We start from the raw sequence: 23072 nt of genomic DNA on the forward strand, positions 1-23072 counted from the left end.
AGGGATGATGGTCAGCGTGCTTTGGAACCTGGTGGCGTTTCTGATTGCGCTCGGTATCTTGATAACCGTGCACGAGTTCGGACACTTTTGGGTTGCCCGCCGTTGCGGCGTGCGCGTTGAACGTTTCTCCATCGGCTTCGGTCGCGCGCTGTGGCGCCGCACCGATCGCCAGGGCACCGAGTACGTCATCGCCTTGATTCCGCTCGGCGGCTACGTGAAGATGCTGGACGAACGCGTGGAGTCGGTGGCGCCGGAAATGCGCCATCAGGCCTTCAACAACAAAACCGTCTGGCAGCGCGCGGCCATCATCAGCGCCGGCCCCATCGCCAACTTCCTGTTTGCTATCCTTGCCTACTGGCTGGTGTTCATCATCGGCGTGCCGAGTTTCCGCCCGGTGATCGGCGAAATCGCGCCGCAATCCATCGCCGCCAAGGCCGAAATTTCGTCTGGCATGGAACTAAAGTCGGTTGACGGCATCGAAACGCCTGATTGGGAGTCAGTTCGTCTGGCGCTGGTGGCGAAGATTGGCGATGCACAAACCGAAGTCGGCGTTGCGCCATTCGGCTCTTCGCAGGTAGTGACCAAAACCCTGGATTTGCGCCAGTGGAACTTTGAGCCGGACAAGCAGGATCCCGTTGTCGCGCTGGGCATTATGCCGCGCGGCCCGCAGATTGAATCCGTGTTGGCGGAAGTGCAGCCTGACTCGGCGGCGCAAAAGGCGGGTTTACAAGCGGGGGACAGGATCGTTAAAGTCGATGGTCAGCCGTTGGGTCGTTGGCAGACGCTGGTGAAGCGTATCCACGATGGCCCGGGGCAACTGCTGGCTTTGGAGATTGAAAGAAACGGCGCCCCCTTGTCTTTGACGCTGATACCGGATACAAAGCCGGTGGGAAAAGACAAATCGGTGGGTTTTGCAGGCATCATTCCAAAGGTGCTGCCGCTGCCGGACGAGTATAAGACGATTCGCCAGTATGGACCGTTCCCGGCGCTGTATCAGGCCGGCGACAAGACCTGGCAGCTGATGCGGCTGACGGTTAACATGCTGGGCAAATTAATAACCGGTGATGTAAAGCTGAACAACCTGAGTGGCCCGATCTCGATTGCACAGGGAGCAGGGGCGTCAGCCGGAGTCGGGTTCGTGTATTATCTGATGTTCCTGGCGTTGATTAGCGTCAACCTGGGGATCATCAACCTGTTCCCATTACCGGTGTTAGATGGTGGGCATCTCCTCTTCCTGGCGATAGAAAAGCTGAAGGGTGGGCCGGTTTCCGAGCGAGTACAGGACTACAGCTACCGCATAGGTTCGATCGTGCTGGTGTTGTTGATGGGTCTTGCACTTTTCAATGATTTTTCCCGCCTCTAGGGGCGGGGATAGGTTAGGAAGAACGCATAACAACGATGGCGATGAAAAAGTTGCTCATAGCGTCGCTGCTGTTTGGCAGCGCCACCGTATACGGTGCAGACGGGTTCGTAGTGAAAGACATTCATTTCGAAGGCCTGCAGCGAGTCGCCGTCGGTGCGGCGTTACTCAACATGCCGGTTCGCGTCGGCGATACCGTCACTGACGATGACATCAGTAATACCATCCGAGCCTTGTTTGCCACCGGCAACTTCGAGGACGTGCGCGTACTGCGCGATGGTAATACGTTGATCGTGCAGGTGAAGGAACGTCCTACCATCGCCAGCATCACTTTCTCCGGCAACAAGTCGGTGAAGGATGACATGCTTAAGCAGAACCTGGAAGCCTCCGGCGTCCGGGTGGGCGAGGCGCTCGACCGCACCACGATCTCCAGCATTGAAAAAGGGCTGGAAGACTTCTACTACAGCGTCGGTAAATACAGCGCCTCGGTGAAAGCCGTGGTTACGCCGCTGCCGCGCAACCGTGTCGACCTGAAGCTGGTGTTCACGGAAGGGGTCTCCGCCAAGATTCAACAAATCAACATCGTCGGCAACCATGCCTTCACCAACGACGAACTGATCTCGCGCTTCCAGCTGCGTGATGAGGTGCCGTGGTGGAACCTGGTCGGCGATCGCAAATACCAGAAGCAAAAACTGGCGGGCGATCTCGAAACCCTGCGCAGCTTCTATCTGGATCGCGGCTATGCCCGCTTCAACATCGATTCTACTCAGGTGAGCCTGACGCCGGATAAAAAAGGCATCTACATCACCATCAACATCACCGAAGGCGATCAATACAAGCTTTCCGATGTTGTCGTGAACGGCAACCTGGCCGGCCACTCGGCGGAAGTTGCTCAGATCACCAAGATCGAACCGGGCGAGCTGTATAACGGCAGCAAGGTGACCAAAATGGAAGACAACATCAAAACGATGTTGGGCCGTTATGGTTACGCCTACCCGCGCGTCGGCACTCAGCCGGAGATCAACGACGCGGATAAAACCGTCAAGCTGCACGTCAACGTCGACGCGGGCAACCGCTTCTACGTGCGTCGCATCAAGTTCGAAGGCAACGACACCAGCAAGGATTCCGTACTGCGTCGCGAAATGCGCCAGATGGAAGGCGCCTGGCTGGGTAACGAGCAGGTCGAGCAGGGTAAAGAACGCTTGAACCGCTTGGGCTACTTCGAAACGGTCGACGTGGAAACCCAGCGCGTGCCGGGCACCGCCGATCAGGTCGATGTAACCTACAAGGTGAAAGAGCGCAACACTGGTACCTTTAACTTCGGCGTCGGTTACGGCACCGAGAGCGGCGTCAGCTTCCAGGCCGGCGTGCAGCAGGACAACTGGTTGGGTACCGGCTACTCGGTCGGCATCAGCGGCACCAAAAACGACTACCAAACCTATACCGAATTCTCGGTCACTAACCCGTACTTCACCGTTGACGGTGTGAGCCTGGGCGGCCGCGTGTTCTACAACGACTTTAAAGCGGATAACGCGGACCTGTCCGACTACACCAACAAGAGTTACGGTGTTGACGGCACGCTGGGCTTCCCGATCAACGAAAACAACTCGTTGCGTACCGGCCTGGGCTACGTCCACAACGGCCTGTCGAACATGCAGCCGCAGATCGCCATGTGGCGTTATCTCGACTCGATGGGCGTGGATGCGAACAAGACTGACCGCGCCAGCTACTCGACGGACGACTTTACCCTGAACCTGGGCTGGACCTACAACAACCTGGACCGCGGCTACTTCCCGACGTCGGGTAACCGCACCACGTTGAACGGCAAGGTCACCATTCCGGGCTCGGACAACGAATACTACAAGGTGACGTTGGACAGCGTTCAGTACGTGCCGATCAACGACGATCGCACCTGGGTGCTGTTGGGCCGTGGCCGTCTGGGTTACGCGGATGGGCTGGGCGGCAAGGAAATGCCGTTCTATGAGAACTTCTATGCCGGTGGTTCAAGCACCGTGCGTGGCTTCCAGTCCAACACCATCGGTCCGAAGGCGGTGTATTACAACTCCAACTCGTACCAGTGCCAGTTCAACGCCGGCAGCACCACCACGCGTCAGAGCATCTGTAGCTCGGATGACGCGGTGGGCGGTAACGCCATGGCGGTGGCCAGCCTGGAGCTGATCACCCCGACGCCGTTCATCAGCGAGAAATACGCCAACTCCGTGCGGACGTCGCTGTTCATCGATGCCGGTACCGTGTGGGATACCAAGTGGAAGAATACCGACGAAACGCTGATGTACGGCGTGCCTGACTACAGTAAAGCGGGCAATATTCGTTCTTCCGCCGGTATCGCGCTGCAGTGGATGTCGCCGCTGGGGCCGTTGGTGTTCTCTTACGCCAACCCGATCAAGAAATACGAAGGCGACAAGTCCGAACAGTTCCAGTTTAACATCGGTAAGACCTGGTAACGGGTCTCGCCTCTGGGCATAACAGTTATTAAGAATCGCAATGGCCAGGCGCCCGCCGGCAGAGGGAGATGATTCTCATTGTTTGGTGGGATAAGTCTGGCAAATTGTGTACTTCAGTGTCATATGACACAAATGGGTGATGGTAAGGAGTTTATAGTGAAAAAGTGGTTGTGTGCCGCAGGCCTCGGTTTAGCAATGGCTGCTTCAGCTGGCGTTCAGGCAGCAGATAAGATCGCTGTCGTTAACGTCTCCAGCATTTTCCAACAGCTGCCGGCCCGCGAAGCGGTCGCTAAACAGCTGGAAAACGAGTTTAAAGGCCGTGCAAGCGAACTCCAGAACATGGAACGTAGCCTGCAGACCAAAATGCAACGTCTGCAGCGTGACGGCGCTACCATGAAAGCCAGCGACCGCAGCAAGTTGGAAAAAGACGTGATGGCACAGCGCGAGCAGTTCTCTCAGAAAGCGCAGGCTTTCGAGCAGGACAACCGTCGTCGCCAGATGGAAGAGCGTAACAAGATCCTGAGCCGTATCCAGGACGCTGTGAAATCTGTTGCCAGCAAAGGCGGTTATGACGTGGTGATCGACGCCAACGCCGTTGCCTATGCAGACTCTTCCAAAGATATCACTGCTGACGTGCTGAAACAGGTTAAATAACACATGCTTTCAATTCGACTGGCTGATTTAGCGCAGCAGTTGGATGCACAATTGCACGGTGATGGCGATCTCGTCATCACCGGCATTGCTTCTATGCATTCGGCACAGCCTGGCCAAATCACGTTTTTGTCAAACAGCCGCTATCAAGAGCAGCTGTCTTCCTGCCAGGCAAGCGCCGTGGTGCTTACCGAAGCGGATTTACCACACTGCCGTGCTGCGGCGCTGGTGGTTAAGAACCCTTACCTGACCTACGCGCGCATGGCGCAGCTGATGGACACCACGCCGGCACCGGCGCAGGATATCGCGCCAAGCGCGGTGATCTCGCCTGAGGCGCAGCTGGGGCACAACGTCGCCATTGGGGCGAACGCGGTGATCGAGTCGGGTGCGGTGCTGGGCGATAACGTGGTTATCGGCCCGGGCTGCTTCATTGGCAAACACGCACGCATCGGCGCGGGAACGCGTCTGTGGGCGAACGTCACGATTTATCATGCGGTTGAAATCGGCCAGCGCTGCCTGATCCAGTCCGGCACCGTGATCGGCGCGGACGGTTTCGGCTATGCGAACGAGCGCGGCGAGTGGATCAAAATCCCTCAGTTGGGCACGGTGATTATCGGCGATCGCGTCGAAATCGGCGCTTGCACCACCATTGACCGCGGCGCTTTGGATAACACCCAAATCGGGAATGGTGTTATCATCGACAACCAATGCCAGATTGCACATAACGTCGTGATTGGCGACAATACCGCCGTCGCCGGCGGCGTGATCATGGCCGGCAGCCTGAAAATCGGCCGCTACTGCCAGATCGGCGGTGCCAGCGTGATCAACGGTCACATGGAGATTGCCGACAAGGTTGTTGTTACCGGAATGGGAATGGTTATGCGACCAATCACCGAACCTGGGGTATACTCTTCGGGCATTCCGTTGCAGCCTAACAAGGTTTGGCGTAAAACCGCTGCGTTGGTGATGAATATCGATGAGATCAGCAAGCGCTTGAAAGCTGTCGAACGTAAAGTCGGAAAAGACTAATCATTGCCGCCCGCCCTGGCGGGGACAAAACGAAACGCGTTGGTCGTGAGACCAAAAGCGCAAAGAGATGTTAATTTGCGGCCTGCATGATGATCTCCTTTTGGGGTCAGCGCAGGCCGTGTTGTTGATGCCATCAGTTTTTAGAGACAGGAAGAGTATTTTGACTACTGACACTCATACTCTGGATATTGCAGAAATTTTGGATCTGCTTCCTCACCGTTACCCGTTCTTGCTGGTCGACCGCGTCCTCGAGTTTGAAGAGCACAAATATCTGCGTGCGGTGAAGAACGTATCGGTGAACGAACCGTTTTTCCAGGGCCACTTCCCTGGCAAACCGATTTTCCCAGGCGTATTGATCCTGGAAGCCATGGCGCAGGCCACCGGTATCCTGGCGTTTAAAAGCGTCGGCAAACTGGAGCCGGGCGAGCTGTATTACTTCGCCGGTATCGACGAAGCGCGCTTCAAGCGTCCTGTGGTGCCAGGGGATCAGATGGTCATGGAAGTCACCTTCGAGAAAACTCGCCGCGGCCTGACTCGCTTCAAAGGCGTGGCGACCGTTGACGGTAAAATTGTCTGCGAAGCAACCATGATGTGTGCCCGCAGCCGGGAGGCTTAATCCGTGATTGACCAAACCGCCTTTATCCATCCTAGCGCGATAGTCGAAGAAGGCGCCGTGATCGGCGCCAACGTGCATATCGGCCCTTTCTGCTACGTCGGCTCCCAGGTGGAAATCGGCGCCGGCACGGTGCTGAAATCCCACGTGGTGGTGAACGGCATTACCAAGATCGGCTGCGATAACCAGATTTATCAGTTCGCCTCCATCGGTGAAGTGAATCAGGATCTGAAATACGCGGGCGAACCGACGCGTGTTGAAGTGGGCGATCGCAACCGCATCCGCGAAAGCGTCACCATTCACCGCGGCACCGCGCAGGGCACTGGCCTGACCAAAGTGGGCAACGATAACCTGCTGATGGTCAATACGCATATCGGGCATGACTGCGTGGTCGGTAATTTCTGTGTGCTGGCCAACAACGCTACGCTCGGCGGACACGTGGAAATCGACGATCACGCCATCATCGGCGGCATGACGGCGATCCACCAATTCTGCGTTATCGGTGCGCATGTGATGGTAGGCGGTTGTTCCGGCGTCGCTCAGGACGTGCCTCCTTTCGTCATCGCTCAGGGCAACCACGCGACACCGTTCGGCGTCAATGCGATTGGCCTGAAGCGTCGCGGTTTTGACAAGGATGAAATGCAGGCGATTCGTAACGCCTACAAGATCCTGTATCGCAGCGAGAAAACGCTGGATGAAGCGAAAGCGGAAATCGAAGCCCTGGCTAAAGAGCAACCGGTGGTGCAGCTGTACCTCGATTTCTTCACCCGTTCCACCCGCGGCATCATTCGCTGAGTTATGTCGAATCGTCCATTGACAATCGGATTGGTCGCCGGAGAAACCTCCGGTGACATTCTCGGCGCCGGTTTGATCCGCGCGCTCAAGGCGCAGATCCCCGACGCGCGTTTCGTTGGCGTCGCCGGCCCGCTGATGCAGGCCGAAGGCTGCGAAGCCTGGTACGAAATGGAAGAGCTGGCGGTCATGGGCGTGGTGGAAGTGCTTGAGCGCTTGCCACGCCTGTTGAAGATCCGCAAGGATCTCACCCGCCGCTTCGGCGAGCTGCGGCCGGACGTGTTTGTCGGCATCGACGCGCCGGACTTCAACATCACGCTGGAAGGCCGCCTCAAGCAGCGCGGCATCCGCACCATTCACTACGTCAGCCCTTCCGTGTGGGCCTGGCGGCAAAAGCGCGTTTTCAAAATTGGCAAAGCCACCGATCTGGTGCTGGCCTTTCTCCCTTTCGAAAAAGCGTTTTACGATCGTTTCAACGTGCCTTGCCGCTTTATCGGCCACACCATGGCGGACGCCATGCCGTTGCAGCCGGATCGGCTGGCGGCGCGCGCCCAGCTTGGCATCGCTCCGCAGGCGCGCTGTCTGGCCTTGTTGCCGGGCAGCCGCGGCGCCGAAGTCGAGATGCTGAGCGCCGACTTCCTCAAAACCGCGCAGCTGCTGCGCACGCGTTATCCCGAGCTGGAAGTGGTGGTGCCGCTGGTCAATGCCAAACGGCGCGAGCAGTTTGAGCGCATTAAGGCCGAAGTGGCGCCGGATCTGACTGTACACCTGCTGAATGGCCAGGGACGTGAAGCGATGATCGCCAGCGACGCGGCGCTGCTGGCGTCCGGCACCGCGGCGCTGGAGTGCATGCTGACCAAGTGTCCGATGGTAGTGGGGTATCGCATGAAACCGTTCACTTTCTGGCTGGCGCAGAAGCTGGTGAAAACGCCTTACGTTTCGCTGCCGAATCTGTTGGCGGGGCGCGAGATCGTCACCGAGCTGCTGCAGCATGACTGCGTGCCGGACAAACTGGCCGCCGCCGTGATGCCGCTGCTGGAAGAGAGCCCGCAAACCGAAGCGCTGAAACAGACTTTCCTTACCTTGCACCAAAGCATCCGTTGCGGTGCGGACGAACAGGCCGCTCAGGCTGTGTTGGAGCTGGCGAAAGCATGATTGAACCCTTTATCTATCCCGCTGCCACGCTGATTGCCGGTGTGGACGAAGTGGGCCGCGGCCCGTTGGTTGGCGCGGTGGTTACCGCCGCCGTGATCCTCGATCCGGCGCAGCCGATCGTCGGGCTGGCGGACTCCAAGAAACTCAGTGAAAAACGCCGTTTGGCGCTGTATGACGAAATCGTCGCCAAAGCGCTCTCCTGGAGCCTGGGCCGCGCCGAGCCGGCGGAAATCGACCAGCTGAATATTTTGCATGCGACGATGCTGGCGATGCAGCGCGCGGTGGCCGGGTTGCATATCGCGCCGGACATGGTTTTAATCGACGGTAACCGTTGCCCGAAGCTGCCGATGCGTTCGCAGGCGGTGGTGAAGGGCGACAGCCGCGTGGCGGAGATCAGCGCGGCGTCCATTCTGGCGAAGGTCACGCGCGATCGCGAAATGGCCGAGCTGGACAGCGAGTTCCCGGATTACGGTTTCGCGCAGCATAAAGGCTACCCGACGGCCTTCCACCTGGAGCGGCTGGCCGCGCTGGGCGCCACCGAGCATCACCGCCGCAGCTTCGCGCCGGTGAAAAGGGCGCTGGCGCTGTAGTCTGCGGGCCTGACTGGGCTCGACGATAGCATTAACCCGGGTTCAGCCTGCTGAACCCCTTCAATCAGGTATCTGGAGATGGCCGAACCTCGTTTTATTCACCTGCGCGTCCACAGCGACTACTCCATGATTGATGGATTGGCCAAGACGGCGCCGCTGGTGAAAAGAGCCGCCGCGTTAGCCATGCCTGCTCTGGCAATCACCGATTTCACCAACCTGTGCGGGCTGGTGAAATTTTACGGCAGCGCGCACGGCGCCGGGATCAAACCGATCATCGGCGCGGATTTCCATGTGCAAAGCGAAGAGCTGGGCGATGAACTGGCTCAGTTGACGGTGCTGGCCAGCAACAATGAAGGCTACCAGAACCTGACGCTGCTGATTTCCCGCGCCTATCAGCGTGGCTATGGCGCCGCCGGCCCGACCATCGATCGCGACTGGCTGATCGAACACCGCGAAGGGCTGATCCTGCTCTCCGGCGCGCGCCAGGGCGACGTCGGCAAGTTTCTGCTGCGCGGCAACCAGGCGCAGGTGGATCAGTGCCTGGACTTCTACCAGCAGCACTTCCCTGACTGTTACTACCTGGAACTGATTCGCACCGGCCGCCCGGACGAAGAGAACTACCTGCATGCGGCGGTGGCGCTGGCCACCGAGCGCGGTTTGCCGGTGGTGGCCACCAACGACGTGCGCTTCCTGGTGGAAGATGACTTCGACGCCCATGAGATTCGCGTCGCCATCCACGACGGCTTCACGCTGGACGATCCCAAGCGGCCGCGCAACTACAGCCCGCAGCAATACATGCGCAGCGAAGACGAGATGTGCGAACTGTTCGCCGACATCCCGGAAGCGCTGCTGAACAGCGTCGAAATCGCCAAGCGCTGCAACGTCACCATTCGCCTTGGCGAATACTTCCTGCCGCAGTTCCCGACCGGCGATATGAGCACCGAGGACTTCCTGGTACTCAAATCGAAAGAGGGGCTGGAAGAGCGTCTCGAGTTCCTGTTCCCCGATCCTGAAGTGCGCGCGCAGCGCCGCCCGGAATACGACGAGCGTCTGGACGTCGAGCTGAAGGTGATCAACCAGATGGGGTTCCCCGGCTACTTCCTGATCGTGATGGAGTTTATTCAGTGGTCGAAGGACAACAATGTGCCGGTGGGGCCGGGGCGCGGCTCCGGCGCCGGTTCGCTGGTGGCCTATGCGTTGAAAATCACCGACCTCGATCCGTTGGAATTCGACCTGCTGTTCGAACGCTTCCTGAACCCGGAACGTGTCTCGATGCCCGACTTCGACGTCGATTTCTGCATGGAGAAGCGCGACCAGGTAATTGAGCACGTGGCGGAGATGTACGGCCGCGAAGCGGTATCGCAGATCATCACCTTCGGTACCATGGCGGCGAAAGCGGTTATCCGCGACGTGGGCCGCGTGCTGGGGCATCCGTACGGCTTCGTCGATCGCATCTCCAAGCTGGTGCCGCCGGATCCGGGCATGACGCTGGAAAAAGCCTTCGCCGCCGAACCGCAGCTGCCGGAAATTTACGAGGCCGACGAAGAGGTCAAGGCGCTGATCGACATGGCGCGCAAGCTGGAAGGGGTGACGCGTAACGCCGGTAAACACGCCGGGGGCGTGGTGATCGCGCCGACCAAAATCACCGACTTCGCGCCGCTGTACTGCGACGCCGAAGGGCACCATCCGGTGACCCAGTTCGACAAGAACGATGTGGAATACGCCGGGCTGGTGAAGTTCGACTTCCTCGGTCTGCGTACCCTGACCATCATCGACTGGGCGCTGGAGATGATCAACGCCCGGCGCGCCAAGACCGGGCTGGAACCGATCGATATCGCCGCCATTCCGCTCGACGACAAGAAAAGCTTCGACATGCTGCAGCGCTCGGAAACCACGGCGGTGTTCCAGCTTGAATCGCGCGGCATGAAAGACCTGATCAAACGTCTGAAGCCCGACTGCTTCGAAGACATGATCGCACTGGTGGCGCTGTTCCGTCCGGGGCCGCTGCAGTCGGGCATGGTGGATAACTTCATCGACCGCAAGCACGGCCGCGAAGAGATCTCCTACCCGGATATCCAGTGGCAGCACGAGTCGCTCAAGCCGGTACTGGAACCGACCTACGGTATCATCCTGTATCAGGAACAGGTGATGCAGATTGCCCAGGTGCTGGCCGGTTACACCCTGGGCGGCGCGGACATGCTGCGTCGTGCGATGGGTAAAAAGAACCCGGTCGAAATGGCCAAGCAGCGTGGCGGCTTTGAAGACGGCGCGAAATCGCGCGGCATCGACGGCGAACTGTCGGTGAAAATCTTCGATCTGGTGGAAAAATTCGCCGGTTACGGCTTTAACAAATCGCACTCCGCCGCCTATGCGCTGGTCTCTTACCAGACGCTGTGGCTGAAGGCGCACTACCCGGCCGAGTTTATGGCGGCGGTAATGACCGCCGATATGGACAACACCGACAAAGTGGTGGGGCTGGTGGACGAATGTTGGCGTATGGGGCTGAAGATCCTGCCGCCGGACATCAACAGCGGCCTGTATCACTTCCACGTTAACGACGACGGCGAGATCGTTTACGGCATCGGCGCCATCAAGGGCGTGGGGGAAGGGCCGATCGAGGCGATTATCGAGGCGCGCAACAGCGGCGAGCAAGGTTACTTCAAAGATCTGTTCGACCTGTGCGCGCGCTCCGACATCAAGAAACTGAACCGCCGCATTCTGGAGAAACTGATCATGTCCGGGGCGTTCGATCGCCTTGGGCCGCATCGCGCCGCGCTGATGAATTCGCTTGGCGATGCGTTGAAAGCGGCGGATCAGCATGCGAAAGCCGAAGCTATCGGCCAGGTGGATATGTTTGGCGTGCTGGCGGAAGCGCCGGAGCAGGTGGAGCAATCCTACGCCAATATCGCGCCCTGGCCGGAGCAGGTGGTGCTGGACGGTGAACGGGAGACGCTGGGGCTGTACCTCACCGGTCACCCGATCACCCAGTACCTGAAGGAGATCGAACGTTACGCCGGTGGCCAGCGTTTGAAAGACATGCACCCGACGGACCGGGGCAAAATGACTACCGCCGTCGGGCTGGTGGTCGCCGCGCGGGTGATGGTGACCAAGCGCGGCAACCGCATCGGCATCTGTACGCTGGATGACCGTTCGGGCCGTCTGGAAGTGATGCTATTCACCGAAGCGTTAGAAAAATACCAGCATTTGTTGGAAAAAGACCGTATCCTTATCGCCAGTGGACAGGTCAGCTTTGATGACTTTAGCGGCGGGCTTAAAATGATGGCCCGCGAGGTAATGGACATCAGTGAAGCCCGGGAAAAATATGCTCGCGGGCTTGCTATCTCGCTGACTGACAGGCAAATTGATGACCAGCTTTTGAACCGTCTCCGTCAGTCGTTGGAACCCCATCGCTCGGGGACGATTCCAGTGCATCTCTACTATCAACGGGAAGATGCGCGAGCCAAGCTGCGTTTTGGCGCAACCTGGCGCGTGACGCCCACCGATCGCTTGTTGATAGACTTGCGGACGTTGGTAGGCAATGAGCAGGTGGACTTGGAATTTGACTAAAATAGGAATGCTATGAGTCTGAATTTTCTTGATTTTGAACAGCCGATTGCAGAGCTGGAAGCGAAAATTGACTCGCTGACTGCAGTCAGCCGTCAAGACGAAAAATTGGATATTAATCTGGACGAAGAGGTTCAGCGCTTGCGTGAAAAGAGCGTTGAGCTGACGCGCAAGATTTTTGCCGATCTTGGGGCTTGGCAGATTGCCCAATTGGCACGCCACCCGCGCCGTCCTTATACCCTGGATTATATCAAACACATCTTTACCGACTTCGAAGAGTTGGCGGGCGATCGCGCTTACGCCGACGACAAAGCGATCGTCGGTGGTATTGCGCGCCTGGATGGCCGCCCGGTGATGATCATCGGGCACCAGAAAGGCCGTGAAACCAAAGAGAAGATCCGCCGCAACTTCGGCATGCCGGCGCCGGAAGGCTACCGCAAAGCGTTGCGCCTGATGGAAATGGCCGCCCGCTTCAAGATGCCGCTCATCACCTTTATCGATACCCCAGGCGCGTATCCGGGCGTGGGCGCGGAAGAGCGCGGCCAGTCCGAAGCCATCGCACGCAACCTGCGTGAGATGTCGCGTCTGAATATCCCGGTCATCTGCACCGTCATCGGCGAAGGCGGCTCCGGCGGCGCGCTGGCGATCGGCGTGGGCGATAAGGTGAACATGCTGCAGTACAGCACCTACTCGGTGATTTCGCCGGAAGGCTGTGCTTCCATCCTGTGGAAGAGCGCCGACAAGGCGCCCCTGGCCGCAGAAGCGATGGGCATCACCGCGCCGCGCCTGAAAGAGCTGAAGCTGATCGACTCGGTGATCCCGGAGCCGCTGGGTTCCGCGCACCGTGACGTGCCGGCGATGGCCGCCGCGCTGAAAGCGCAGCTGCTGGCCGATCTGAAAGATCTAGACGGTCTGAACGACGAAGAGTTGCTCAACCGTCGCTACCAGCGTCTGATGAACTACGGCTATTGCTGAGTTCTGTTGTTCGCTGCAAGAAACCGCCTTCGGGCGGTTTTTTTTTGGCTACACACCGCCGGATTTTCGTGGTGTTATAGAGACTTGGCCGTTAACTGACAGGAGCTGCCGATGAATATCATCGCCATCATGGGCCCGACGGGCGTCTACTACAAAGATGAGCCGATTCGCGAGCTCCATGCTGCGCTGGCCGCCATGGGATTCCAGCTGGTGTATCCTAAAAACAGCGGTGACCTGCTGAAGCTGATCGAAGCCAACGCCCGCATCTGTGGGGTGATCTTCGACTGGGACGACTACAGCCTGGAGCTGTGCAGCGAGATCAACGAGCTGAACGAATACCTGCCGCTGTACGCCTTTATCAATACCCACTCCACCTTCGACGTCAGCCTGCATGAAATGCGCATGGTGCTCTATTTCTTCGAGTACGGTCTGAATGCGGCGGACGATATCGCGCAGCGCATCCAGCAGTACACGGCGGAATACATCGACACCATTACACCGCCGCTGACCAAGGCGCTGTTCAACTACGTGCGCGAAGGCAAGTACACGTTCTGCACGCCGGGCCACATGGCCGGCACCGCGTTCCAGAAAAGCCCGGTGGGCTGCCTGTTCTATGACTTCTTCGGCGCCAATACCCTGAAGGCCGACATTTCGATTTCGGTCACCGAGCTCGGCTCGCTGCTGGATCACACCGGCCCGCACCTCGAGGCCGAAGAGTATATCGCGCGCACCTTCAACGCCGAGCAGAGCTATCTGGTCACCAACGGCACCTCCACCGCCAACAAGATCGTCGGCATGTATTCGGCGCCGGCGGGCAGCACGGTGCTGATCGACCGTAACTGCCACAAATCGCTGTGCCACCTGCTGATGATGAGCGATATCGTGCCGATCTACCTGCGCCCGCTGCGCAACGCCTACGGCATCCTCGGCGGTATTCCGCAGCGCGAGTTCACCCGCGCCAGCATCGCCGCCCGGGTGCAGGAGACCCAGAACGCCACCTGGCCGGTACACGCGGTGATCACCAATTCCACCTATGACGGCCTGCTGTACAACACCGACTACATCAAGCAGACGCTGGAGGTGCCGTCGATCCACTTCGATTCCGCCTGGGTGCCTTACACCAACTTCCACCCGATTTACGACGGCAAAAGCGGCATGAGCGGCGAGCGGGTGCCCGGTAAGGTGATTTACGAAACCCAGTCGACGCACAAGCTGCTGGCGGCCTTCTCGCAGGCTTCGATGATTCATATCAAGGGCGACTACGACGAAAGCACTTTCAACGAAGCCTACATGATGCACACCACCACTTCGCCGCACTACGGCATCGTGGCGTCGATGGAGACCGCTGCCGCCATGCTGCGCGGCAACCCGGGGCGGCGTTTGATCAACCGTTCGGTGGAGCGCGCGTTGCATTTCCGCCGTGAAGTACAGCGGCTGCGCGAGGAGAGCGACAGCTGGTTCTTCGACATTTGGCAGCCGGAAGAGATCGATGAGGCGCAATGCTGGCCATTGGATCCGGACGACAACTGGCACGGTTTTGGCCAGACCGATCGCGATCACATGTACCTCGATCCGATCAAGGTGACGATCCTGACGCCGGGCATGAACGAGCTGGGTACGCTGGAGGAGGAGGGGATCCCGGCGGCGCTGGTGGCGAAGTACCTCGACGAGCGCGGTATCGTGGTGGAGAAGACCGGGCCGTATAACCTGCTGTTCCTGTTCAGCATCGGCATCGATAAAACCAAGGCGATGAGCCTGCTGCGCGGCCTGACCGATTTCAAGCGCGCCTACGATCTCAACCTGCGGGTGAAGAACATGCTGCCGGATCTGTACGCCGAGGATCCGGATTTCTACCGCAACATGCGCATTCAGGATCTGGCCGCCGGCATTCATCGCCTGATCTGCCAGCACGATCTGCCGCGCCTGATGCAGCGGGCGTTCGACGTGCTGCCGGAAATGAAACTGACGCCGCACCAGATGTTCCAGGAGCAGGTGCGCGGCAACGTGGAAACCTGTGAGTTGGATCAGCTGGTGGGCAAGGTGGCGGCCAATATGATCCTGCCGTATCCGCCGGGCGTGCCGCTGGTGATGCCGGGGGAAATGATCACCGAAGAGAGCCGGGCAGTGCTCGACTTTCTGCTGATGCTGTGCTCGATCGGCGAACGCTATCCCGGTTTTGAAACCGACATCCACGGCGCCAAACTGACGGAGGACGGACGCTATCTGGTGAAGGTGTTGAAGGCCCCGCAGCCGTAATGCATAACACGCCCGGCGGTTTGGAAGATATGCCGGGCGTTCTCATTGACGGCATCGCCGCCGCCGGATACCTTGCCTCATCAGACCGAACAGGAGAGGCCGCCATGCTGGCGTTACGTCAGGTACACCATATCGCGATCATTGGCGCGGACTACGCCGCCAGTAAGCATTTTTACTGCGACATTCTCGGATTTACCCTGCTGAGCGAAGTCTACCGCGAGGAGCGCGGCTCCTGGAAAGCCGACCTGGCGCTCAACGGGCAATACACTATCGAGCTGTTTTCTTTCCCTTCGCCGCCGGCCCGCGTCAGCCGCCCGGAGGCCTGCGGCCTGCGCCATCTGGCGTTCAGCGTTGACGACATTGGCCAGGCCATCGCCCATCTGCAGGCGGCCGGCGTCGCCTGCGAACCGGTACGCGTCGATCCTTATACCCAATCTCGTTTTACCTTTTTCAGCGATCCCGATGGTTTACCGTTAGAATTATACGAGAGTTAACGGCTTAATCGCCTCCCGGCGGCCACAGCCGGGGGCGGTTATGCTATGATCGCGCCCTTGCCCTACATGCCTACAGAGTTATTTCCGCCATGCAAGAGCCTGCTTTTCGCGTCGGGGAGTGGCTGGTTACCCCTGCCGACAACACCATCAGCCGCGACGGACGCCAAAAAACGCTGGAACCGCGCCTGATCGACATGCTGTGCTATTTCGCCCGGCATCCCGACGTGGTGCTGAGCCGCGACGAGCTGATCGACAACGTCTGGAAGCGCAATATCGTCACCAACCATGTGGTGACCCAATGTATTTCAGAGCTGCGCAAATACCTGAAAGACGGTGACAGCGACAGCCCGGAATACATTATCACCGTGCCCAAGCGCGGGTATAAGCTGGCGACGTCGGTGATCTGGTGTGAAGAAGGGGAGACGCAACCCGCTCCCGCACAGGCGCCGCAGATCGCGGTGATCATGCATGAGCCGGAAGACGGCAGCGAGGAAGACGAGACGCCGTATGTGCCGCCGCGCCGGACAAGCGCACCGCCTGCCGCGCCCGGCGGAAAGAAGCCGCGTTTTTATCGTCGCTCGACCTTCTGGGTGTGGCTGGCGTTTCTGGCGGCGCTCAGCGTCTGCGTGGCGTTTGTCGGCATCGCCACGCTGTCGCAGCGCGTGCCGGTATCCACCATGCCGGTGCTGCTCAACCCGCGCGATATCGATATTCGCATCCAGGGCGGCGAGAGCTGCAGTAACTGGATGCCGCAGCTCTCTTATGTGGTGGGCGTCAGCGAGCTGATCACCGATTCGCTGAACACCTACTCTACCTTCCTGGTACACGACCAGACCAACTACAACTATTCCGGCCCCAGCAACTCGGGCAAGTCGCTGTATATCGAGTTCGTCAATCAGCGCCACTACCGCGCCCAGCAGTGTTTCCTGTCCGTGCGGCTGGTGGATAACGCCGACAGCTCAGTCATGCTGGACAAGCGTTACTTTATTACCGCCGATAACCAGCTGAAGATCCAGACCGACTTCCTCTCCAGCCTGTCCGCTGCGCTGAAGCAGCCCTGGCCGCCACAGCTGGAGCAGCGCCTGGCGCAGCTGCTGCCCGACAACGGGCCGTTGCTGCAGCGTTTCTACCAGGCGCACCAGTTGCTGATCCACGGCGACGCCGATTCGTTGACCCGCGCCAGCGCCCAGCTGAGCGAGCTGATTAAAAGCGCGCCGAACTTCCATTACCTGCTGGCCGAAAAGGCGCTGGTGGATCTGCTGCGTAATTCTTATCAACCGTTCGACAGCCAGGCCCTGGCGCAATTGCGCGCCGATATCAGCCATCTGGCGACGATCCCCGAATTGAAAAACACGCCAATCATGCAGCAAGTTCTGGCGGTAGATGCATTGACGCAGGGGCGCATTGACGAGGCGCACCGGGCGATCGATCTGGGGATTGAATTGCAAATGTCGTGGCTGAATTATGTGCTGCTGGGCAAGGTGTATGAAATGCAGGGGCAGAACCATTTGGCGGCGGATTCTTATATTACCGCATTTAATCTTCGCCCCGGCGAAGACACATTGCATTGGATCACCAATGGCGTATTCCAAACGTCATTGACCAACGTGGTGCCTTATTTAAATAACTATCAGCGCCAATAATTAACCGATATCACGCCGCCATTATTCTCCGGGAATCATGGCGGCGTTATTTATTGGTGAAGGCATGTTGCGTGAATGTATTATTTTGCTGCGCGATATTATTTCTTTTTTGCCGTTTGTTATGCGTCATTAACCTTGTCATATTGTTGTTTTTAAATGATGTTTATCTTTTCTTTAGCTTATCTTTTTATCTTGATGTGTTAATGAAAAACCTCAGGTTATCATTTGTATGATCATGAGCGTAATCTCACTTTATCTTTAGGACTTTATTCCCCCCGATGGTTAGCATCCTGACTATCAAGCCGGCTCATTAAAATCTTTTATTTATGGGTGTGGCTTATAAGAAACGTAAATCAGGAGAAACTGACCATGGCTTCACCCAAGAAAATAGGGCTTATTGCCTGCACCGGCGTCGTCGCCGGTAATATGATGGGGAGCGGGATTGCCTTATTGCCCGCCAACCTGGCGAGTCTCGGATCTATCGCCATCTGGGGATGGGTGATCTCGATTATCGGGGCGATGTCGCTGGCCTATGTGTATGCCCGCCTCGCCACCAAAAACCCGCAGCAGGGCGGCCCTATCGCCTACGCGGGTGAAATTTCCCCGGCCTTCGGTTTCCAGACCGGCGTGCTTTATTACCATGCCAACTGGATCGGTAACCTGGCCATCGGCATTACCGCCGTTTCTTATCTTTCCACCTTCTTCCCGGCGCTGAACAACCCGGTACCTGCCGGCATCGCCTGTATCGCCATCGTGTGGATCTTCACCTTCGTCAACATGCTGGGCGGAACCTGGGTCAGTCGTTTGACCACCCTGGGCCTGGTGCTGGTGCTGATCCCGGTGATCGTGACTGCCACCGTCGGCTGGCACTGGTTTGACGCCGCCACCTATCAGGCTAACTGGAATACCTCCGGCACCACCGACAGCCATGCGGTCATCAAAAGTATCCTGCTGTGCCTGTGGGCGTTTATCGGCGTGGAATCCGCAGCGGTCAGCACCGGCATGGTGAAAAACCCGAAACGCACCGTGCCGCTGGCAACCATGCTCGGCACCGGCCTGGCGGGCATTATCTACATCGCTGCCACCCAGGTGATCAGCGGTATGTTCCCGGCGTCTGAAATGGCCGCCAGCGGCGCGCCGTTCGCCATCAGCGCCTCGGCGATTATGGGCAACTGGGCCGCACCGATGGTTTCCGCCTTCACCGCCTTCGCCTGCCTGACGTCACTGGGTTCGTGGATGATGCTGGTTGGCCAGGCCGGGGTCCGTGCCGCCAACGACGGCAACTTCCCGAAAGTGTACGGCGAGCTGGATAAAAACGGCATTCCGAAGAAAGGCCTGCTGCTGGCCGGTTGCAAAATGACCGCGCTGATGGTGCTGATCACCCTGATGAGCTCCGCCGGCGGTAAAGCGTCCGACCTGTTCGGCGAGCTGACCGGCATCGCGGTGCTGCTGACCATGCTGCCTTACTTCTACTCCTGCGTAGACCTGATCCGCTTCGAAGGGGTCAACGTGCGCAACCTGCTGAGCCTGATCGCTTCGGTGTGCGGCTGCGGCTTCTGCTTCATCGCGCTGATGGGCGCCAACTCATTCGAACTGTCCGGCACCTTTATCATCAGCCTGATTATCCTGATGTTCTACGCCCGGAAAATGAATACCCGCCAGGCTGCCAACGCAGCGGCGGTCGATGAAAACACCACGGCCAAAGCGCACTGATTCGCGTCCGCTGACCGACTGAATTTACCCAGCCCCTTTCTTTCCGACCTGTCAGCCGCGACGGGAAGGGGCTTGCTTTGCCAGGAGAAATGCATATGAACGTTATCGCCATCATGAATCACATGGGTGTCTACTTCAAAGAAGAGCCTATCCGTGAACTGCATCAGGCGCTGGAAAGTCTGGATTTCCGCATCGTTTACCCTAACGATCGCGAAGACCTGCTGAAACTGATCGAGAACAACGCCCGTCTGTGCGGGGTGATCTTCGACTGGGACAAATACAACCTGGAGCTGTGCGAAGAGATCAGCCAGCTGAACGAGTACATGCCGCTGTATGCGTTCGCCAACACCTATTCGACGCTGGACGTCAGCCTGAACGATCTGCGTATGCAGGTGCGCTTCTTCGAATATGCGCTCGGCGCGGCAACCGACATCGCCGCCAAGATCAAACAGAACACCGACGAGTATATCGACACCATCCTGCCGCCGTTGACCAAGGCGCTGTTCAAATACGTGCGCGAAGGCAAATACACCTTCTGTACGCCGGGCCACATGGGCGGCACCGCGTTCCAGAAAAGCCCGGTGGGCAGCCTGTTCTACGATTTCTTCGGCCCGAACACCATGAAGTCGGACATCTCGATTTCGGTGTCCGAACTGGGATCGTTGCTGGATCACTCCGGCCCGCACAAAGAAGCGGAAGAGTACATTTCCCGCGTGTTCAACGCCGAACGCAGCTATATGGTGACCAACGGCACCTCCACTGCCAACAAGATCGTCGGCATGTACTCGGCGCCGGCGGGCAGCACGGTGCTGATTGACCGTAACTGCCACAAGTCGCTGACTCACCTGATGATGATGAGCGACATCACGCCGATCTACTTCCGCCCGACCCGCAACGCCTACGGCATCCTCGGCGGCATTCCGCAGAGCGAGTTCCAGCGTGCCACCATCGCCAAACGCGTGAAGGAGACCCCGAACGCCAGCTGGCCGGTGCACGCGGTGATCACCAACTCCACCTATGACGGCCTGCTGTACAACACCGACTTTATCAAGAACACCCTGGACGTGAAGTCTATCCACTTCGATTCCGCCTGGGTGCCTTACACCAACTTCCACCCGATCTATAAAGGCAAGTGCGGCATGAGCGGCGGCCGCGTGGAGGGCAAGGTAATCTATGAGACCCAGTCCACCCACAAACTGCTGGCGGCCTTCTCGCAGGCTTCGATGATTCACGTGAAGGGTGACATCAACGAAGAAACCTTCAACGAAGCCTACATGATGCACACCACCACCTCGCCGCACTACGGCATCGTGGCGTCGACCGAAACCGCCGCGGCGATGATGAAAGGCAACGCCGGCAAGCGCCTGATCAATGGCTCTATCGAGCGCGCGATCAAGTTCCGCAAAGAGATCAAACGCCTGAAAGTCGAATCCGACGGCTGGTTCTTCGACGTCTGGCAGCCGGAGCATATCGATGAGCCGGAATGTTGGCCGCTGCGTTCTGACAGTGCCTGGCACGGTTTCAAGAACATCGACAATGAACACATGTACCTCGATCCGATCAAGGTCACCATTCTGACGCCGGGGATGAGCAAGGAAGGCGAGATGCAGCCGTTCGGTATCCCGGCCAGCATCGTGGCGAAATACCTCGACGAACGCGGCATCATCGTCGAGAAAACCGGGCCGTACAACCTGCTGTTCCTGTTCAGCATCGGCATCGACAAAACCAAGGCGCTCAGCCTGCTGCGCGCGATGACCGACTTCAAACGCTCGTTCGATCTGAACCTGCGGGTGAAAAACATGCTGCCTTCGCTGTATCAGGAAGCGCCTGATTTCTATGAAAACATGCGCATTCAGGATCTGGCGCAGAACATTCACCGCCTGGTGGAGCAACACAACCTGCCGGACCTGATGTATCGCGCGTTCGAAGTGCTGCCAACCATGGTGATGAACCCGTACCAGGCGTTCCAGAAAGAGCTGCACGGCGAAGTGGAAGAAGTCTATCTGGAAGAGATGGTCGGCAAGGTCAATGCCAATATGATCCTCCCATACCCACCGGGCGTGCCGCTGGTGATGCCGGGCGAAATGCTGACCGAGGAGAGCCGGCCGGTGCTGGAGTTCCTGCAGATGCTGTGCGAAATCGGCGCGCATTATCCGGGCTTTGAAACCGACATTCACGGCGCCTATCGTCAGGCGGACGGACGTTATCGGGTGAAAGTGCTGAAGGCGAAATAACCGCAGCCAATAACAGGGGAGGCGCTCGCGCTTCCCCTTTGTCGTTCACCGACTGATGGGAGACCTCCATGAAAACACCCTCACAGCCGCGCGCAATCTACTATGTCGTAGCCATACAAATTTGGGAATATTTCAGCTTTTACGGCATGCGTGCGTTACTGATTCTCTATCTGACCCACCAACTCGGCTATACCGACAGCCACGCCATCGATCTCTACAGCGCTTACGCTTCGTTAGTTTATGTCACTCCTATTTTGGGCGGCTGGCTCGCCGACCGCCTGCTGGGCAATCGCGTCGCGGTGATTGCCGGCGCGGCGCTGATGACGCTGGGGCATATCGTGCTCGGCCTGAGTGCGGTCTCCGCCCTGTCGCTCTATCTGGCGCTGGCCATCATCATCTGCGGCTACGGCCTGTTCAAATCCAATATCAGCTGCCTGCTGGGCGAGCTGTATCCGGCGCAGGACTCGCGCCGCGAAGGGGGCTTCTCGCTGCTGTACGCCGCCGGCAACGTCGGTTCCATTTTGGCGCCGATCGCCTGCGGGTTGGCGGCCGAGCGCTATGGCTGGCACGTCGGCTTTGCGTTGGCCGGGATCGGCATGTTCGCCGGCCTGGCGATCTTCCTGCTCGGCGGGCGCCACTTCCGCCATACCCGCGGCGTGAATGCACCGCTGATGCGCGCCAAAAGCCTGGGTTTGCCGCACTGGGGTTGGCTGTTGGCGGCGCTGCTGGCATCGCCGCTGTTCTTCACGCTGCTGTTTGTGCACGACTGGGCCGGCTATTTGCTCGGGCTGGTATGCGTGGCGGCGGTGGTGCTGGTGGCGCGCATTATGCTGCGTGCGGACGCCGGCCAGCGCCGGGGGCTGTGGCAGATCGTTGTGCTGATGCTGCTGGGCACGTTGTTCTGGGCTTTCGCCCAGCAGGGCGGCAGCTCCATCAGCCTGTTTATCGATCACTTCGTCGATCGGCGCTGGTTCGGCTGGACGGTGCCGACCGCGCTGTTCCAGTCGGTTAACGCCTGCGCGGTGATGCTGGGCGGCGTGGCGCTGGCATGGCTGGCGGGCGGCGACGGTACGGGCGATCGCACGCTGCGCATCTGGTGCAAGTTCGCCTTCGGTCTGCTGTTGATCGGCGTCGGCTTTACGCTGATGGCGCTCAATACGCGGTTGCATGGGCCGGGATCGATGGGGCTGATGATCGCCGGCCTGGCGGTGATGGGCTTCGCCGAACTGTTTATCGATCCGGTGGCGATGGCGCAGATCACCCGGCTGAATATCCCCGGCGCCACCGGCGTGCTGACCGGTATCTATATGCTGGCGACCGGCTCGATCGCCAACTACCTGGCGGGCATTATCGCCAATCAGACCGCCGAGGATCATATCGAGGGAGCTGCGATGCAGGCGTATGGCCGCATTTTCGCTCAGATCAGCTGGGGAGCGGCCGGATGCGCGCTGGCGGTGATCGCGGTGCTGGGCGGCTGGTGGTTGCTGACGCGGCGCCAGGCCCGGACGGTTAATGCTTGATTGATGACGGTAGGCGGG

Annotated in this window: 16 protein-coding genes; all 16 read left to right on the plus strand. The window is 58.8% G+C overall.

Annotation, left to right across the window (positions count from 1 at the left end; translation table 11 throughout):
• Nucleotides 1–7 precede the first annotated feature (7 nt).
• The 16 genes from rseP to dtpD all read left to right on the plus strand — a co-directional run bounded on the left by rseP (nucleotide 8) and on the right by dtpD (nucleotide 23054).
• On the plus strand, nucleotides 8–1363 hold the full coding sequence (rseP, locus tag ACJ8QI_RS21225; protein ID WP_442533049.1) for a sigma E protease regulator RseP: 1356 nt from the start codon (nucleotides 8–10) through the stop codon (nucleotides 1361–1363).
• Between the two features lie 35 nt (nucleotides 1364–1398).
• Complete coding sequence (bamA, locus tag ACJ8QI_RS21230) at nucleotides 1399–3825, plus strand: outer membrane protein assembly factor BamA (RefSeq protein WP_060441357.1); 2427 nt, start codon at nucleotides 1399–1401, stop codon at nucleotides 3823–3825.
• A gap of 156 nt (nucleotides 3826–3981) precedes the next feature.
• Entirely contained in the window at nucleotides 3982–4479 is a 498-nt protein-coding gene (gene skp, locus ACJ8QI_RS21235) for a molecular chaperone Skp (RefSeq protein WP_004931958.1), read from the plus strand.
• Nucleotides 4480–4482: 3 nt separating this feature from the next.
• The gene (gene lpxD, locus ACJ8QI_RS21240; RefSeq protein ID WP_048234602.1) at nucleotides 4483–5505 is read left to right on the plus strand and encodes a UDP-3-O-(3-hydroxymyristoyl)glucosamine N-acyltransferase; all 1023 of its coding nucleotides are present in this window, start codon (nucleotides 4483–4485) and stop codon (nucleotides 5503–5505) included.
• A 160-nt stretch (nucleotides 5506–5665) separates the two neighbouring features.
• Entirely contained in the window at nucleotides 5666–6121 is a 456-nt protein-coding gene (fabZ, locus tag ACJ8QI_RS21245) for a 3-hydroxyacyl-ACP dehydratase FabZ (protein ID WP_004931962.1), read from the plus strand.
• Between the two features lie 3 nt (nucleotides 6122–6124).
• Nucleotides 6125–6913, plus strand: coding sequence for an acyl-ACP--UDP-N-acetylglucosamine O-acyltransferase (lpxA, locus tag ACJ8QI_RS21250; protein WP_047729988.1), 789 nt, complete (start codon nucleotides 6125–6127; stop codon nucleotides 6911–6913).
• A 3-nt stretch (nucleotides 6914–6916) separates the two neighbouring features.
• Nucleotides 6917–8065, plus strand: coding sequence for a lipid-A-disaccharide synthase (lpxB, locus tag ACJ8QI_RS21255; protein ID WP_442533040.1), 1149 nt, complete (start codon nucleotides 6917–6919; stop codon nucleotides 8063–8065).
• Nucleotides 8062–8655, plus strand: a complete 594-nt coding sequence (rnhB, locus tag ACJ8QI_RS21260; RefSeq protein ID WP_194572708.1) for a ribonuclease HII — start codon at nucleotides 8062–8064, stop codon at nucleotides 8653–8655. The genes lpxB and rnhB overlap by 4 nt, the downstream gene beginning before the upstream one ends.
• Before the next feature lie 78 nt (nucleotides 8656–8733).
• Nucleotides 8734–12222, plus strand: a complete 3489-nt coding sequence (gene dnaE, locus ACJ8QI_RS21265) for a DNA polymerase III subunit alpha (RefSeq protein ID WP_019455764.1) — start codon at nucleotides 8734–8736, stop codon at nucleotides 12220–12222.
• A 12-nt stretch (nucleotides 12223–12234) separates the two neighbouring features.
• The gene (gene accA, locus ACJ8QI_RS21270; protein ID WP_019455765.1) at nucleotides 12235–13194 is read left to right on the plus strand and encodes an acetyl-CoA carboxylase carboxyl transferase subunit alpha; all 960 of its coding nucleotides are present in this window, start codon (nucleotides 12235–12237) and stop codon (nucleotides 13192–13194) included.
• A gap of 111 nt (nucleotides 13195–13305) precedes the next feature.
• On the plus strand, nucleotides 13306–15450 hold the full coding sequence (locus ACJ8QI_RS21275; RefSeq protein WP_442533042.1) for a lysine decarboxylase LdcC: 2145 nt from the start codon (nucleotides 13306–13308) through the stop codon (nucleotides 15448–15450).
• A gap of 104 nt (nucleotides 15451–15554) precedes the next feature.
• The gene (locus ACJ8QI_RS21280; protein ID WP_060388405.1) at nucleotides 15555–15944 is read left to right on the plus strand and encodes a VOC family protein; all 390 of its coding nucleotides are present in this window, start codon (nucleotides 15555–15557) and stop codon (nucleotides 15942–15944) included.
• A gap of 89 nt (nucleotides 15945–16033) precedes the next feature.
• On the plus strand, nucleotides 16034–17587 hold the full coding sequence (gene cadC, locus ACJ8QI_RS21285) for a lysine decarboxylation/transport transcriptional activator CadC (protein ID WP_442533043.1): 1554 nt from the start codon (nucleotides 16034–16036) through the stop codon (nucleotides 17585–17587).
• 369 nt (nucleotides 17588–17956) lie between these two features.
• The gene (gene cadB / locus ACJ8QI_RS21290) at nucleotides 17957–19300 is read left to right on the plus strand and encodes a cadaverine/lysine antiporter (protein ID WP_033649814.1); all 1344 of its coding nucleotides are present in this window, start codon (nucleotides 17957–17959) and stop codon (nucleotides 19298–19300) included.
• A gap of 95 nt (nucleotides 19301–19395) precedes the next feature.
• Nucleotides 19396–21534 (plus strand): lysine decarboxylase CadA, encoded by a 2139-nt coding sequence (cadA, locus tag ACJ8QI_RS21295; protein WP_442533044.1) that lies wholly within the window; start codon nucleotides 19396–19398, stop codon nucleotides 21532–21534.
• Between the two features lie 68 nt (nucleotides 21535–21602).
• Entirely contained in the window at nucleotides 21603–23054 is a 1452-nt protein-coding gene (dtpD, locus tag ACJ8QI_RS21300; protein WP_442533045.1) for a dipeptide permease DtpD, read from the plus strand.
• Nucleotides 23055–23072 lie beyond the last annotated feature (18 nt).

The organism is Serratia sp. CY84636 (assembly GCF_052166245.1).
In the GTDB taxonomy this organism is placed as follows: domain Bacteria; phylum Pseudomonadota; class Gammaproteobacteria; order Enterobacterales; family Enterobacteriaceae; genus Serratia; species Serratia nevei.

What these genes read in the sequence shown, in the direction of transcription:
- cadB (WP_033649814.1), top strand. Translation starts at nt 17,957, where the DNA reads ATGGCTTCACCCAAGAAAATAGGGCTTATTGCCTGCACCGGCGTCGTC.
- rseP (WP_442533049.1), top strand. Translation starts at nt 8, where the DNA reads ATGGTCAGCGTGCTTTGGAACCTGGTGGCGTTTCTGATTGCGCTCGGT.
- rnhB (WP_194572708.1), top strand. Translation starts at nt 8,062, where the DNA reads ATGATTGAACCCTTTATCTATCCCGCTGCCACGCTGATTGCCGGTGTG.
- dnaE (WP_019455764.1), top strand. Translation starts at nt 8,734, where the DNA reads ATGGCCGAACCTCGTTTTATTCACCTGCGCGTCCACAGCGACTACTCC.
- ACJ8QI_RS21280 (WP_060388405.1), top strand. Translation starts at nt 15,555, where the DNA reads ATGCTGGCGTTACGTCAGGTACACCATATCGCGATCATTGGCGCGGAC.
- dtpD (WP_442533045.1), top strand. Translation starts at nt 21,603, where the DNA reads ATGAAAACACCCTCACAGCCGCGCGCAATCTACTATGTCGTAGCCATA.
- ACJ8QI_RS21275 (WP_442533042.1), top strand. Translation starts at nt 13,306, where the DNA reads ATGAATATCATCGCCATCATGGGCCCGACGGGCGTCTACTACAAAGAT.
- accA (WP_019455765.1), top strand. Translation starts at nt 12,235, where the DNA reads ATGAGTCTGAATTTTCTTGATTTTGAACAGCCGATTGCAGAGCTGGAA.
- lpxB (WP_442533040.1), top strand. Translation starts at nt 6,917, where the DNA reads ATGTCGAATCGTCCATTGACAATCGGATTGGTCGCCGGAGAAACCTCC.
- bamA (WP_060441357.1), top strand. Translation starts at nt 1,399, where the DNA reads ATGGCGATGAAAAAGTTGCTCATAGCGTCGCTGCTGTTTGGCAGCGCC.
- cadA (WP_442533044.1), top strand. Translation starts at nt 19,396, where the DNA reads ATGAACGTTATCGCCATCATGAATCACATGGGTGTCTACTTCAAAGAA.
- cadC (WP_442533043.1), top strand. Translation starts at nt 16,034, where the DNA reads ATGCAAGAGCCTGCTTTTCGCGTCGGGGAGTGGCTGGTTACCCCTGCC.
- lpxD (WP_048234602.1), top strand. Translation starts at nt 4,483, where the DNA reads ATGCTTTCAATTCGACTGGCTGATTTAGCGCAGCAGTTGGATGCACAA.